Here is a 15,751-nt window from a genome sequence, read left to right as displayed (position 1 = left end):
AGAATATGAAGTCTGTGGATATGCGCTCTTACGTTTGGTACAGAATAGGCAAAATGCACTGCTACGGTCTGGGAACGGAACAGAATTATGAAAAAGCGTTTGAATGGTTTTTAAAATCGGCTCAGGAAGGAAACAAGTTTGCGCAATACAGTCTTGCTAACCTTTATTACTACGGCAACGGCGCGGAAAAGAACCTTAAGGAAGCCTTCGGCTGGTATATGAGATCGGCGAAACAGGGACAGCCTTATGCTTCATATGCTGTGGCTCAGATGTATAGCAAAGGCGAATATGTTGAACATGATGAAAAAACTGCTCAGAAATATTACAATCAGGCTCTTTCGGGATTTTTAAAGCTTGAAGCTGACGGTCAGGCGGACGATAACCTCTTTTACAAAATAGGGGCGATGTACAAAAACGGTCTTGGCACAGAGGCTGACATGGATATTGCTTTGGAATACTTTAAACGTTCCGCAGAGCTGAACAACAAAAACGGGTTATATGAATACGGCAAGGCTCTGCTGATTGGAGAGAATATTACTCAGGATATGCCAAAGGCTATGGATTGTCTTGAAAAAGCGGTAAGGCTCGGAAATCTGAATGCCAAACGTTTTCTTGCGCTTGAATATATCAACGGAGAACATATTGAACAGGATATTGACAAGGGTATTGAAATGCTGACCGAATGCGCTGTCGGCGGCGATCCCCTCTCCTGCTTTATGCTCGGCAGAATATATTTCAAGGGGGAATTTGTGAACAGGGATCTGAGCAAGGCTGAGAAATATATGCTCATGGCAGATAAGGACAGCGGACACGCTTGCTATTATCTCGGAAAGCTTTATCAGGAAGAAGAAAAATATGACATTGACAAAGCTGTTGAATGGCTTGAAAAGGCGGTAAATTATGATGAAATTAAGGCGTATGCTTCGTATTCGTTAGCTAAAATACTTTTGGAAGATAACAAATATCATGATACACAAAAGGCAATAAAACTACTTGAACTATCTGCCGAAGAAAACAACTGGGCTTCGTTTCTGCTGGGAAGGCTTTATCTTTTCGGTACGGAGGATATTGAGAAAGATAAGGAAAAGGCAATGGAATGGCTTAACAGGTCGGCGGACGACGGAAACGTTTATGCTCAGACTTTTCTGAATGAAAGCGGAAGCTTTGAAAACACAATGCTGGCAAATACGGTTTTAAGCTTGTTTATCAATCTAAGCCGATGTATTGAAGATGATTACATAAGAAGATACAGATCGGTCAGGAGGTCCGCAGACAAAAAGCTTAGGCGTATGATAATTGAAAAGAAACAGGCTTTGGGGATTAAGGAGGAGCTTGGACAGGGTTATACTTCCTGAATCTGAACAAATAGCACATATTGGTCAGGTTTGCCAAATGTTAATACGATGTTTTGTATAATTGTACAGAATTTTATATAACTATGTCCATATATATTGAAATATTTTATTTATTGTGTTAAATTAAAAGTAATTACATAGACGATGTTAAAAATATCGCTGGTAATACAAAAAATCAAAATTATGAAAGGGAGAAAAAGGATGAATAACAGTTTTTTTAAAAAGACAAAGCGGCTTTTATCAGGCGTGATCGCCGCAGCAATGGCAGCTGCAATGCTGCCTGTAATTCCTGTAATGGCAGAGGATACCGCGGAGAAATATCCGTATACAATGTTTGCGGGATCAAGCGAGGACGGTGCGATCACGGTAAACGCGGGGAATTTCTGCGTAAACGGTAATGTTGCCACAAACGGCTCTATTTCGGCAAGCGGGAATATGAATATCAATGGCGCTAAGAAAGAAAAAGCCAATGAAGAAATGATATACATAATTGATAAAATTGATACTCAGTATTTTTCGGACAGTAATGTTGATGAACATAAAGAGGACTACACTCTTGAAGAAATGAATATCAATATTAACAGACCTACAGAAATAATTGGAGAAGCTACGCTTACCGGAAATATTAATATCAACACAGCTCTCAAAGCTCTTGAAGATGTGAATCTTAACGGAGAGGTAAAGAACACAAATAATTCTGTTATCTTCTCTAAGTACGGTGACATTGTTATCGACAGCCTAAACGTAAATCTCAACGGCTTAATTTATGCACCATTCGGTAATGTTGAAATTACTGCACAGAATCTTAATCTTAACAATGTTGTGATAATTGCCGACAGCATTACGTTTAACTGTCCAAGCGTTAATGCAAATTACAGCGGTAATGCTGCTAATTTTGTCGGTACTGTTTCAGAGCCTTTGAATATTCCATATGAAGAATGGCAGTATATGAAAGACGAAAATGAAAATGAGTTTCCGGACTTCTTTGAAGATATGAACAATTGCTCTAAGCTTGTCGATACTGACGGCGATAAACTTCCCGATTGTATTGAGCAGTACATAGGAAGTAATCCGGAACTTATAGATACAGACGCAGACGGTATCGACGATTATTATGAAGTATTTATACTTGGAACTGATCCGGCAAAGCCTGATTCTGACGATAATGGCATTCTTGACAGCAACGAAGATTTCGACTCTGACGGTCTGATTAACATTCAGGAGTATTATAACGGTACAGAGCCATACAATAAAGATACGGATAATGACGGACTATCTGATGGTGACGAAGTAAACATTTACGGAACCGACCCTCTCAAAACTGATACAGACGATGACGGACTTGACGATGGGGATGAAATTTACTTTGAATGTGACCCCCTTAATCCTGATTCAGACGGAAACGGTGTGCTTGACGGCTATGAAAAGCGTTTTCAGACATTTGCGCATATAGTTGAAAATGAAGATTGTGCTGTCAAAGAAGTAATTGTATCTATGGAGGGAACAGGTAATCTTCAGACAAATACTACTATTGAAAGCGTAATGAATAAAGATGTGATTTGTAGTGAAGTAGTAGGTTTGATTGGCGATCCGTTCTCTATTGAAACTACCTCGCAGTTTGAAAAGGCTACGCTTACTTACGTTATTGACAAATCAAAGCTTGGGAATACGGAGTTTGACAATCTGCTGTTCCTGTGGTATGATGAAGAAAACGATAAGTTTGTGGAGCTTGATACTGTTCTTGATGAGGAAAATTCCACTGTCAGCGTAGAAACTACTCATTTCAGCAAGTATATGCTGGTGGACAAAGTGGAGTGGTTCAATGCTTGGAAAAAAGCTTCGCTTTATTTTGAAGATACCTACGAACCGCTTGCTACTGTGATTTGTTACGACTGTTCGGGAAGTATGAGCAGCAATGACCGTACCTTTAATTATAATATATATAACGAGGACGGAACGATAGCTTATGCTTATCCTACCTGCTACAGAAAGCTTGCAATAGACAATTATATAGATTCAATGACATTGACTGACAAAACGGCTTTGATCAGCTATGAAAGCTCTGCTAAGCTTGTAAGCGGTTTTTCAAATGATAAAGATATGCTAAAGAGTGCAGTAAAGCCATATAATTCAGGAGGCACAAATGCACAGGCTGCCGTTAAGATCGCCATTGATGAATTGGAAAGCGTTGAACATTGGTATACCAGACATATTATTCTTCTGTCTGACGGAGATGTAAATATATCAGAGGAGTATATACAAAAGGCGCAGGATAATAAGATAAAAATACATACGATTGGTTTAGGTTACGGTGCAAGCAACAGCAGGCTGAAATCATATGCCGAGTCTACCGGAGGACAATTCTTTGCGGCAGCGACTGCTGAAGAGCTCGAAGCTATTTATAACGATTTGTCAAGAGATAATCATTTTGATCTTCAGAACATGGAGGATCTGGACGAAGACGGCTTGCCCGATGAGTTTGAGGTTTCAGGGTTGGTTTTATCCAATGCTAATATAATTTATACCGATCCTGAGAATCCTGATTGTGACGGGGACGGATTGCTTGACGGGGAAGAAATTTCAATCGAAAATCCTAAGTTTGTAATCAAAAAGGATTCTACAGGCGGTCATGCAGAATATTCTTCATTAGTATTCAGATACAACTCTAATCCTTGGAATAAGGATACGGATGGGGATGGGTTAGATGATGACAGCGATTTTGACCCGATTCATTCTGCAACAGAAGAACAATTAAAGATACTTGAATTTTTTGATTCAGCTGAACTTTTTGAAATACAGTATTTGGCACAATTTTGTGAAAGATTCGAATGCTCCCCTATTATTGCGATAGATTACATAAATGTTTATCGCAAACATGCTGATTATGCGATTGACGAAGTGATTGAGGACTTAGCGTCATTAGGATATAAATGCAATAAAGCTGCCTTCCAAATTTATTATGCAGAATATTTTAATTATAGAGACGAAACTTCTTGGTCTCAGATAATGAGCATAGGTTATAAAAGTTGGACTCAATCTTTTCAGTTTTTCTTATCTACTTGGGTGTTAGAAAATGCTTTTCAAGTTAAGAGCGCCAAAGCAGTTAATTCTTATGAATTATCAAAAAAACAGCAAGCCGCATTAGATGATATTTATAAAACATCTCAAAAAGGCGATATTGTCAAAATAGAATCAGCTGAAAAAGTAAACAACGAATTTAAAACCAATTCTAACTACAAACCACCCTATCAACCTGGGACAAAGACCATAACCGTTAAACTTAAAGAAAACAAAAAATTTGTTAGGGTTTATCGAGAGTCTGGAAAACTAACCGGAGGTTGGGTAATGGAAGCTGAGCAAATTGAAGGTCTAACACCGTCACAAATAAAAAACAAATTTGCTTTGGAGTATGAACCTAAATATATTTGTGATGTTGAAATTCCTGCGGGAAGTACTGTTCGTTATGGAATCGCCAATAAAATAATAAATTGGGGGAATGGCGGCGGAACGCAATATGATTTAATGGGGCAATTTATTGGTGAGTTTACTAACGAACGATTATTATGATATCGGAGGTTAACTATGCCTATTTTAAAAATACATAAAAATGCATTGTATGTTAATAACGAGCTGGTAAAATTTCAGTTTGAGATTGATACTGTCCTTGTTCTTGATTCACAGGTAATTGTACTAATAAAAACTCCATATGACATTGATAAAAATGATAATGTTTACTCAGTTGATTTTCATGGTAAAATTACTTGGCAGATAGAATCAGCAAAAAAGAGGTTTCCAAAGCTGCAATACACTCCATATGTTGGGCTTTTGTATAAAAATGGCAGTTTGATTGTCAATGATTTTTACGGTACGGATTTTATCGTAGATATCAAAGATGGTAGCCTTTTGGATAGAAAAAGCGGTTCGAGATTTTGAAACGGCATGTATTGACTAATAAAGTATGGATTATAATAACTGTTCAATATTTGTACGTATTAATGAATCTATATTCGTCATAGGAGTGGCGCCGATATGAAAAAGGTCATTTTCTTAACAGCAATATTAATTGCCTTGACAGGCTGCGGCAGTAAAACGGCATCCCCGAACAGTTCTGCCGACAATGCAGACAAGACCGTTACGTCAGAAACAACGTCAGAAAACATTAAAACGACGCAATCGATGGATACGAAAAAAGCTGTTACGTCAGGTACGACTGCAAAAACAACTACAAAAAAAGTTACAACGACAGAATCAGTTGCAGCAGAAACCACAACGACAGCAACAATTATGGAAAAGCTTCCGGAGCCGCAGGATATAATGGATTTAGAACCGGAATCAATACGTCATGCGTCTGAAATGGGAGAAAGAGAAGTCATATATTTTAAGTTGGTTCATCCGGCGTTTTACGTTTCAGATTCTCAATTTCGGTACAGCGGATTTATGATACTGTCAAACGGTGAAGTTTATGACATTTCACTGGATAGTTTAGACGACGGCTTTCCGACTATCGACTCGGCTCATGAAAATTTAGAGCAGCTGTATAAAAGTATAAAGCTTATGCTTTCAGACGGAGACGGTCTGCGTTATGTAGAAACCTTGAATTCCGATACGGTTGATACTCTATATTCATTAATCTGTCTGGCAGACAATACCAAGGGAGAATTGGTACAAACTTTTGATACATATCCTCCAAATTCCGTATTAGCGTGTTTCCGCAAAGACGGATCAGGCTCGGTTGAAGGCGTACATATTGAAACTACAGGAACTTACAAGTATTATTATGACGATATTTACCGCGGCGAGATAAAAAATTATTTTATGATAAAGAATTAAATACGCATAACAAGCTGTCAGCATCAATTTTTATTGAACTGACAGCTTATTGTTTATATATATAATCCGGCATAATGATTTAAACGAGTAAAATATTAGTAAAATTACACAAACAAAAGGCTGTTCAGTTAGATATTTATACAAACTTGCAGAAAATTGTAAAAATATATTGCGTTTTGTTAAATTACAATATATAATAATGTTATATCATTAAATAATAGGTATTATTTACTTTTTATTATTCAAATGATAAATTATTGACATTATAGGAGGACGAAAACTTGAAAAAATTTTTTCAACGGGCGCTTTCAGGCGTTCTGTCTGTGATGTTTGTCGGGCAAGTGCTTATTTACGGCGACGGCAGCTCACAGGGAATCGCTCATGCGGAAACGATTGCGGACATCAAGGAATCCCTTGAGCTTTCAGGAAACGCAGACAAACTAAAACAGGAGTATGAAAATGCGGTTGACGGTCTTGGAGAAGTTGACTACTTTGATTACTCGGAATCCGGTGCAAACGCTTTTTACAAGGCTCAGAGAAATGCAGCGGCAAACTCTGCGAGCGGTCTGACCATAACCGGAAATGTGGTAACGGAAGGCAACTTGAATACGCCTGTTTATGTGCGAATTTTCAACGGCGACTGGGTGGAAATAGCCTCTAAGAAGGTTGCCGATTTCGGCGGCGGAAGCTTCAGCATAACCGCAGGCGGCTCTGATGTGTATCATGTCAAGTTTGAATGCGACGGATATCTGCCGTTTTACCTTAAGGATTTCGGAACAGGCTCATATACCGTAGGTTCAGGCGATTCATGGGATACCGTAACCCTCGTTCCCGGCGATACTACATACAACGCGGACAACGATAATCAGTGGAGCGACGACGTTATCGATGAAAACGACGCCGCATATGTGAGTCAGTTTATCGGAAAGCGCAAAGCCTGCGGAAACTATGACGCGGATTTCGATATGAACGACGACGGCAGTATTGACGTTGAAGATTTAGAAATTATCGACCGTGACCATTACGAAAAGAAAGAAGGCGAAACAGGATACCTTTCCGAACTCGACATCGACAATGACGGAATTATCGACGCTGACGATTACAATTACATTCTTGAAAATTATAGCGGCTCGTATGTCGGCGATCCTGAATACAAAGAGTACATGGACAGAGATAATGACGGAGAAATTGAACAAGCAGACGCGGATTGGTTTGCAAACGCGTCATATCAAGGAGACTGGGATCACGCTTTCAAAAGAAATCTGAAGGTACTTGCAGGCGGTGAATTCCCCTACAGCTTTAATCTTCACGATACAAACCTTGACCTCAACGGTCAGACTGTTTACGTGGCGGACTGTATGTCCTTTACAACGGATATGCCGCAGTTCTGGTCTGGCAGCGGAGCAACTCTCGACATCAACGGCGGTACGCTTTTAATAGAAAACAATCTTGTGTTCAGAACGGCGTCTCCTGACGGCTGGGGCGGCAGCACAGGACAGCTGATGAATCTCAACGGCGGTCAGGTTGTAATAGGACAGCATTTCGATTTCGGTCAGGCTAACTGCTATGACACGATTCTCATGACAAACGACGCTGACAGACTCTATGTTGGCGGAAACTGGACATATATAACTCTTCAGGATATGGAGGGAAAGTGGACGGCAGGACAGATTTGGTTTGCAGGACCGGTCTGGGAAGTCAACGAATTATCCGGCGCAAAATCAATCTACTCTTCGGGTACACAGTCCATAATCTTCGGATATGAAGGCGGCAAGCAGACAATTCTCTGGGACAACCCCGAAACATATATAAACAACGAGGACGGCAGCTACAATACGGAACGCCGTTTAAATTTTGACTACGAATTCGGAATCCTTGTAACAAAGGAATTTACGGAAGAAAACTTCTGGTTCAGACCGTGGTGGCGTCCTTATGACCTGCCAGACTATACCCTCTACCGTAAGGGTTGGGAAATCGGCGACGGAGTTCATATTGCAACGGGCAACTACACAAAATCCTTTACAGATTTAAGCATTGCCTCTCCCGGAGTTAAATCTGATTTTGTCAGAACCTACAACTCCATGAGCGACGAGGAAGGCAGCTTCGGTATCGGTTGGGATTTCAATATTGACGTAAGTAAAATTGTCATTCCTGCCCCCGGTTACTATCAGGTGGTACTCCCCGACGGCTCAAATACCACATTCAAAGACGACGGAAACGGCGGATTTGAATGCCTTAACGCTCACAGCACAATGACAAAATCCGGCGATGAATACACAATTACAAACGCGGCTCAGTCCAAGTATCACTTCAATTCAGACGGAGAGCTTGACTGGGTCAAGGACGCTAACGGAAACAAGCTTACAATTTCCGCAATGAATAACAATCAAAGAATTGTAACCGATTCCACAGGCAGAACCTACAAAATCACATACAACGGAAACAGCGAGCATTCCCGTATTACCAAAATCGAGGATACAGCTGCCAACAGAACAGTGACTTACGCCTACAACAACTATTTTCAGTTAGTATCCGCCACAAGCGTATCCGGCGGAACTGAAAAATACGAGTATGACGGAAACGGCAGGCTCTGCAAAATCACAAACTGCTATGACGAGGTTACAGACACGATTGTTTACAACGATAACGGCTCAGTTAATTATCTCATAAATTCCGCAGGACTCAAGCAGGTATATACCTATGACAAGGCTTTCAAGCAGACAGGTCTGAAAGAGTATGACGGCGATAAGCTCGTTAAAACCTTCACTTATGATTATGATGAAAAGCTTTCTGTAAAAACAAATAAGGTGGAAACCGACGGTCAGACATACGAGGTTGATAAAATCACCTACAACATGATCGACGATGAAAACAAGTACGATGAAATTAAGGAAAGCGTCGACATCATGGGCAATACTACCAAGTATGAGCGTGATGATAACGGAAATGTAATCAAGACCACAAATCCCGACGGCACATTCACTTTAGCACGTTACAACCATAAAAATATGCCGCTGGTACAGGTTGACGAGAGCAACAACGTTGTAATTAACGAGTACGATAATTCAGGAGTGAACGTGCTGAAATCATATCAGAGTCTCTCGCCTGTTTCAAATGCGGCTGCAATTGCAGCAAGCGGTTATGATCTGTCGCAGGTGAGCTATGCTGATTACGCAATGACGGTTTACACCTATTATCCGGCAAGCGAAACGGCTTCAATTGCAGGACTGGTACGCACAATTACCGATCCCGAAGGGAATGTGACCGAGTACACATACGGAACTTCCGGCAATGCAAAGGGACTGCCGATAAAGAAAGTTATTAAGGACGGAAATACTGTTGTAAACTCGGTTGAGTATGAATACAACAATCAGCTTCAGGTATCAAAAGAAAAAACAAGCGTTGATATTTCCAAGAATATTTACGCTGTAAAGGAATATGAATACGATAAATTCAACAATGTAACAAAGGTAAGCGATTTCGGTACGGGAAATACGGCTGCAATTACGATTTCGGAATATGATAAACTCAGCCGTAAGACAGCCGAATATTCACCGAATTTTTCCGCCGATAAGAGTCATGGAACTCTTACCTCATACTATCCAAGCGGCAGCGTTAAAGCACAGACCGACGCGCTTGGAAATGTAACGTCATTTAAATATGACGCATACGGAAATGTTATCGAAAAGACCAATCCCGACGGTACGATAAATATTGTTGAATACGACGGTTTACAGCGTGAAAAAGCGACATATTTTAAATGGAAAGCAGCCGCCGAAAAACAGATTCTGACTTCAACGGCTTATGAATTTGTAAAGAATCACGGCTTTAACGTTTACACTGCTCTTGACAGTTCGTCATCGAAATCATGCAGCGGACTTAAGACAATCAAGACCGCATATATCACAGCCAATAAGCAGGTTGTAACGGAAACTCTTGCAGATTTCAGAGGCAATGCGGTAACGGAAAAAACCAACGGCGAAACCAAGCGTACAAGCGCGTATTATGCAAACGGACAGCTTGCCCGTCAGACTGACGCTCTTAACAACACCACAAAATATGAGTACGGCAAGCTTAACAAGCTGACGAAAACTTACGCTCCGTTTGATACTGAAAACGGCGCTGTAAGATACTCTATTACAGAAAATCAGTATGACAAAAACGGAAATGTAATCAAGACAATTCAGAATATTGACGCCAACAAAAACAGCGTAACTCAGAATCAGTACAACGCAATGGGACTGCTTGAAAAGGTAACCCTCAGCGACGGTACTTCAAACGGTGAAAAGAATATTTCAAAATATTTCTACAACAACGCAGGCGCTCAAGTTAAGATGTACACAGGCATGTCCTCCGAAAACGATACATCATATCTGACAACAAATTATGAGTATGATAACTGGCTGAGAGCGGTAAGAACAACCGACAGCACAGGCTACAATTCCGGTACAATCACATATGACCTGAACGGCAACGTACTCACAAGCACAGACGCTAACGGCAATGTGACAACCAACACCTATGACGCGCTGAATCGTGTGCTTACTTCAAATACGGTAAATTCAAAGGATTCTTCCAAGAACGTCGGCAAGTCGTATACCTATGACAACATGGGAAGAATTAAGAAAGCGGTAAGCAATGATCTGACCACAGTATATTCTTATGACGACCTCGGCAGAAAAACCGAGGAAATAGAATACAAGAACGGTTATTCAACGTTTAAAGGCTTTTTCTATGAAGGCGTTTCGCAGTATATGAGGCAGCAGATTGTAGGAATCAACAATCTTCTGATGTATTCGTATACAAGCTATGAATACGACGGTGAAATGAGGCTTATCAAGGTAAAAGAAACAGGTGAAGAAACAGTTTCTTATACCTACGATAAGAACGGCAACAAGAAGTCGGAAACCCTTGCAAACGGCGTAGTTTCCACTTATACCTACAACAAGGCGAACAGAATTACAAAGATTGAAAACAAATCCGGCAATACTGACATATCAAGCTACGAATATTCGTATTATTTAGACGGTTCTGACGCTTGCAAAATACGCAGTGAAAGTGGTATAATAGAAACGACATCATATGAGTATGACGGTCTGAAAAGACTGACGGAGGAAGCTGTTAAGGTTGGAAACAACTTGACAGATACCTATTCATACGAATATGACGATTATGGCAACCGTTCCAAGATGACGGCAGAAGGTACCGAGGATTATGTAACCGAGTACAGCTATGTTGATTCCAACGGCAAATACACTGCGCTGCTTCAGAAGGAAGTAAAGACCGCAGAAGCTGACGAAAATCTTATTAACTTAAATCCGGCTTCAAATGTAAAGCGGACGGTTTACACATATGACGCTAACGGAAATCAGATAACAAAAACTGCCGAGGGCAAGACGGAAACCAACACTTATGACGGTCTGAATCAGCTTATTGGCTTTACCGACGGTGAAACGATTGCAAGCTACAAGTACAATGCAAGCGGTTTACGTTATGAAAAAACTGTTGACGGTCAGACGATAAATCACGTTTGGGACGGAAGCAAACAGATTGTTGCTGATGTAGTTGATAACCAGTTCTATGAGGCAGATTGTTATATTCGTGGAACAAACCTTGTCGCTAAGTATAACTACTGGAACGGCAATAAGTCTGAGTACACCTACTATACGCAGAATGCGCATGGGGATGTTGTAAATCTTACGGATTCAACTGGTGCGGTTGTAAAGTCTTATACCTATGACGCATTCGGTGTTGAGAAGAATATTGATGATTCTGATACTAATGCGTTCAGATATTGCGGTGAGTATTACGATACCGAAACGGGTACGATTTATCTCAGGGCGAGGTATTACAATCCGAGTACAGGTAGGTTTATCAGCAGGGATTCATATGCAGGTAAATTAGAAGATCCGCTTAGCCTTAACCTTTATACTTATTGTGCTAATAATCCGATTTACTATAGCGATCCGACGGGACATATAGCAGGTGTGGATGACGCAATTATAGCAGGTGCATTTATAGCAGCTAGTATTGTAAGTTTGGCAGCAACAACATTGAGTCAACCAGCAGTTCAAGAAGGTTTGTCTACAACGATAAATAAAGCATCTTATTTTGTAGAAGATGCTGTTGAGAATACTACTTCTTTACTTGCATCTGCTCTTACAACGATAGGATGCGGAATAGCAGAGTTAACCGGAATATCGTCAGCGCCTGTGTTGTCAGCTCCAACAGGTTTGATGTCAGAATTCAGTACAACTATTGATTCGGAGGCTAATCCTTATCTTGCCCCGTGGTTGTATGCTTCTATGGGTTCGCAGTCGATTGCTAAAGATGATGCGGATGCCGCTGAAAAGGATATAGATATACCATATTGGCCCATTAAAAAACCAGTGTATTTTCCTGAAGATCCAAATGATTTTCAGCCGATTGGATTGGTGCCAGTTTATAGAGAAGGTACAAAGAATGGTCCATTTATTCAGTGGTTTGACCCAATAACAGGAGACCCAATATTTCAATGGGATGCAAACATTAATAAATCAGATGGACCTCATTATCATATAAAATCATTAGATGAAGGGTTACCAGGTAAAGAACACAAGCATTTTTATCCCGGTAGTTTAGTCCCTGAACCATGGGCATCAATATATTTTTATGAGTGGTGAAATAATGAAAATAACATTTCAGAATAAAGAAATAATTGACAGTGAGGATTGTTATTTACATGATAGTTCGGTAATATCATTAAGCTATAATCCGATGATATGTGAATTAACAATAAGGTTAGATACACTATTAGACGAAAAAACAGGAAAGTATACTGCAATAATTATTTTAAAAAATATTCAGTATATTGAATTAAACAATCAAATGATTAGTTATAAAAAATATATAAATGAAATAAATGGTTGGGAATTAGTAGAGCTAAATGAGATAGAGGGATATAAAAAATCCAATATTTTTAATAAGCAGAAACCATTTGCGGTTATGTTTGAGTTTTTTTGTCAGGCTAAATTATATGTTGTAGCAACTGAAATTGAATTTAATAGAATATAAATCAGCTTATAGGACTTACTAACGGCTAAACGACTGCAAACTACAAGTAAAATGCAAGCGGTTTGAGATACGAGAAAACTGTTGACAGTCAGACTATTAATCATGTCTGGTATAAAAACAAGCAGATTATTGCAGCCATATCTACAACCAGAGAGTAAAACAAACAATTAAGTTTGTTTTACTCTTATTTTTTTTGACACACCCCCCTTGTCACCATGAAACGGGAAAGCTAATAAGAAAAAGGAATATATATAAATACAAAGAGAAATATAGTAATTTAAAACGGAACGTGTAAAAGCGTTCCGCTTTTTTGTCTGCGAATATATTAATTGTTTTACTCTGCTTAATAACAATAAATAAGAGTTAATATCCAAACTGCGCGGAAACGTATTTCTAAAAGGCTATATTAATGTCAGATGAATTATTTATACCATTTAAGCACACATTTCGGCATTAATATAAAAATATAGACAGCTTAGTGGTATAATTAAATATTAGCAAAAACAACCAATAAAACCAAAGAGTAAACAAGCTTTTAAGGCGTGTTTAGCTCAAACTCTGTTGTGCTTTAAAGGCAGAACGGAGTTTTTTATGCTCATTTTTAAGTGGCAGTGCTTTGTCGCCGGATATCCTTAAGCCTTCGTTTGATTTGAAACAAGAAAATCAAAACGGAGGAATTGAAATGAAAAGGACTGAATTTACAAAAATTGATATGAAGCTTGTTAAAGAGATCATCAGTAAAAAAGGGTTTTACTATTTTTCACTGGACAGGGTTTATGAAAGATTCTGCGGTGCAAACTACATAATCGTTACCGACGATCCGCATTTTAAAGAGCGGCATCCGAGGTTTGCAAAAGAAATTATTATGACTCCGGCACAGTTTGAGCTGTACGCCGCAGAGTACAATGACCGAATCGCATATGACGACAGAGAACGAAAAAGAATACTTAAAAAAGAAGAAAGAGTTTTGAATGAAACCGAGCTTACAGCTGATGACACTGTGGAAAACCAGGTTATGCGTAAGCTTCAGAACGAGCGGATATATTCAGCTGTGAAAAACCTGACCGATAAGCAGAAAAAACGCGTCATTCGCTATTTTTACTATGGTTTGACCGAACGTAAAATAGCAGAGATCGAGAACGTATCGTACAAACAAATACGGAAGTCAATAGAGCAGGCGAAAAAGAAAATAAAAAAATTCCTAAAATAGGGGTCTCAAAACGCCCCTCCCATTCCCTTAATAAGTAGAGGGGCAAAAAAGCCTCCTACGGAACCTTGAAAATAGAATAGCAGTACCGGAAATACTTTAATCCTGCGGGCGGTATAAAATCTCGTCAGCCGGGGAAGCCATACGCTTGCGGTAAATATGAAGCTTCAAAATCCGAAACAGCTTTTCGGAACGGCAATGAAACGCAGGAGGATAATGATACTTCCGTCCAGTCACAGCGCCCCTTGACCGGGGAATCAAGCAATGAGGGCGGCTCTGTGAGAACCACAGAGGGATGAGATTTCCATGAGACCGATAAGCTGTCGGTCGTTTCCGGTATTCCGAACGTGATCGGATAAAACGCTTTTTAAAGCGTTGGATAAATTTCACGAAAAATCGTCTGATACAACGAATCAGACGAAGGCAAAACGATAAAAGCTTGTCCGCGCCAAAAATATGTTTATTTCATAGCTGAACAGACACGGCGCGGATATAGCTTAAACGCGGGAAATTCCCGCGCTTAAGCTATATAAACGACAGAAAGAGCTGATTAAATGAGTAATGTTTCTAAGGATAAAAGACGCAGAGAGGAATACGGCTGGCAGCCTATGGCCGGCGACGGATCAGGTATTTCGCTGAACGTTCCCTGCGTCAGATTACCGGATGATCATAAATGCAAGGGCTGCGTATGGTACAGCAGGGATACCGACGTTCTGTACTGTCCGTTTGCCAGATGCATAAAGAAAGGAAATGATAAAAATGCTGATTAAGCGGTGAGATATATTCTATGCGGACCTGAGTCCGATAATAGGTTCAGAGCAGGACGGAATACGTCCCGTTCTGGTTATACAGAACGATACGGGAAATAAATACAGTCCTACCGTTATAACGGTACCCATATCCTCCAAAAAGAAAAACAGCCTTCCGGTCCATGTTCCTCTTTCGGGAACGGAAGTACTGCCGAAGGAATCAATGATCCTGACGGAGCAGATAAGGACGTTAGACCGCAGACGGCTGAAAAAATACTTGGGTTCTCTGGATAATGAGATAATGGATAAGGTCAATGAAGCGCTGAAAATAAGCATGGGGGTTGAAGATGATGAATAAGTACGGTCAGGCGGAGTACGCCGCGGAAATTTTAAAACAGATAACGGAAAAAATGCTCTCGGCAGGTATTATTACAGACGAGCAGAAAAAACGTCTCGATAAGCTTAACACTGAAGATTGCTATAGTCGTTACTGCACAGTATTGGCGGCTTGAATTTGTCAGGTTTGATGATACCATTCAATAAAAAAATGTGGTATT

Annotated in this window: 10 protein-coding genes; all 10 read left to right on the top strand. The window is 39.9% G+C overall.

The features are described from left to right. Window positions 1-5 precede the first annotated feature (5 nt). Window positions 6-1,355, top strand: a complete 1,350-nt coding sequence (locus tag EIH25_RS05840; RefSeq protein ID WP_164489170.1) for a tetratricopeptide repeat protein — start codon at window positions 6-8, stop codon at window positions 1,353-1,355. Between the two features lie 201 nt (window positions 1,356-1,556). Beyond that, on the top strand, window positions 1,557-4,922 hold the full coding sequence (locus EIH25_RS05835; protein ID WP_164489169.1) for a vWA domain-containing protein: 3,366 nt from the start codon (window positions 1,557-1,559) through the stop codon (window positions 4,920-4,922). A 15-nt stretch (window positions 4,923-4,937) separates the two neighbouring features. Continuing rightward, window positions 4,938-5,288, top strand: coding sequence for a hypothetical protein (locus EIH25_RS05830; RefSeq protein WP_124099491.1), 351 nt, complete (start codon window positions 4,938-4,940; stop codon window positions 5,286-5,288). Window positions 5,289-5,384: 96 nt separating this feature from the next. Further along, window positions 5,385-6,185: a hypothetical protein gene (locus EIH25_RS05825; protein ID WP_124099489.1), complete on the top strand. Its 801-nt coding sequence runs from the start codon at window positions 5,385-5,387 to the stop codon at window positions 6,183-6,185. A 281-nt stretch (window positions 6,186-6,466) separates the two neighbouring features. Then, on the top strand, window positions 6,467-12,847 hold the full coding sequence (locus tag EIH25_RS05820; RefSeq protein WP_124099485.1) for an RHS repeat-associated core domain-containing protein: 6,381 nt from the start codon (window positions 6,467-6,469) through the stop codon (window positions 12,845-12,847). 4 nt (window positions 12,848-12,851) lie between these two features. Then, window positions 12,852-13,238 carry a hypothetical protein gene (locus EIH25_RS05815; protein ID WP_124099482.1) on the top strand — a complete coding sequence of 129 codons (387 nt, stop codon included), beginning with the start codon at window positions 12,852-12,854 and terminating at the stop codon, window positions 13,236-13,238. Between the two features lie 682 nt (window positions 13,239-13,920). Beyond that, window positions 13,921-14,448: a sigma-70 family RNA polymerase sigma factor gene (locus EIH25_RS05810; RefSeq protein WP_124099479.1), complete on the top strand. Its 528-nt coding sequence runs from the start codon at window positions 13,921-13,923 to the stop codon at window positions 14,446-14,448. 551 nt (window positions 14,449-14,999) lie between these two features. Then, window positions 15,000-15,215, top strand: coding sequence for a hypothetical protein (locus EIH25_RS05805; RefSeq protein ID WP_124099477.1), 216 nt, complete (start codon window positions 15,000-15,002; stop codon window positions 15,213-15,215). A 10-nt stretch (window positions 15,216-15,225) separates the two neighbouring features. Further along, window positions 15,226-15,552 carry a type II toxin-antitoxin system PemK/MazF family toxin gene (locus EIH25_RS05800; protein WP_243113101.1) on the top strand — a complete coding sequence of 109 codons (327 nt, stop codon included), beginning with the start codon at window positions 15,226-15,228 and terminating at the stop codon, window positions 15,550-15,552. Beyond that, the gene (locus tag EIH25_RS12405; RefSeq protein ID WP_164489168.1) at window positions 15,542-15,706 is read left to right on the top strand and encodes a hypothetical protein; all 165 of its coding nucleotides are present in this window, start codon (window positions 15,542-15,544) and stop codon (window positions 15,704-15,706) included. Before EIH25_RS05800 ends, EIH25_RS12405 begins: the two co-directional genes overlap by 11 nt. Window positions 15,707-15,751: the final 45 nt, after the last annotated feature.

The organism is Ruminococcus sp. Marseille-P6503 (assembly GCF_900604945.1).
Classification (GTDB): domain Bacteria; phylum Bacillota; class Clostridia; order Oscillospirales; family Ruminococcaceae; genus FB2012.
This window is presented reverse-complemented; position numbering and strand designations above follow the sequence as displayed.

Excerpts from the sequence above, each read along its gene's own strand:
- EIH25_RS05840 (WP_164489170.1), top strand. The coding sequence starts at position 6 with ATGAAGTCTGTGGATATGCGCTCTTACGTTTGGTACAGAATAGGCAAA.
- EIH25_RS05835 (WP_164489169.1), top strand. The coding sequence starts at position 1,557 with ATGAATAACAGTTTTTTTAAAAAGACAAAGCGGCTTTTATCAGGCGTG.
- EIH25_RS05830 (WP_124099491.1), top strand. The coding sequence starts at position 4,938 with ATGCCTATTTTAAAAATACATAAAAATGCATTGTATGTTAATAACGAG.
- EIH25_RS05825 (WP_124099489.1), top strand. The coding sequence starts at position 5,385 with ATGAAAAAGGTCATTTTCTTAACAGCAATATTAATTGCCTTGACAGGC.
- EIH25_RS05815 (WP_124099482.1), top strand. The coding sequence starts at position 12,852 with ATGAAAATAACATTTCAGAATAAAGAAATAATTGACAGTGAGGATTGT.
- EIH25_RS05810 (WP_124099479.1), top strand. The coding sequence starts at position 13,921 with ATGAAAAGGACTGAATTTACAAAAATTGATATGAAGCTTGTTAAAGAG.
- EIH25_RS05805 (WP_124099477.1), top strand. The coding sequence starts at position 15,000 with ATGAGTAATGTTTCTAAGGATAAAAGACGCAGAGAGGAATACGGCTGG.
- EIH25_RS12405 (WP_164489168.1), top strand. The coding sequence starts at position 15,542 with ATGATGAATAAGTACGGTCAGGCGGAGTACGCCGCGGAAATTTTAAAA.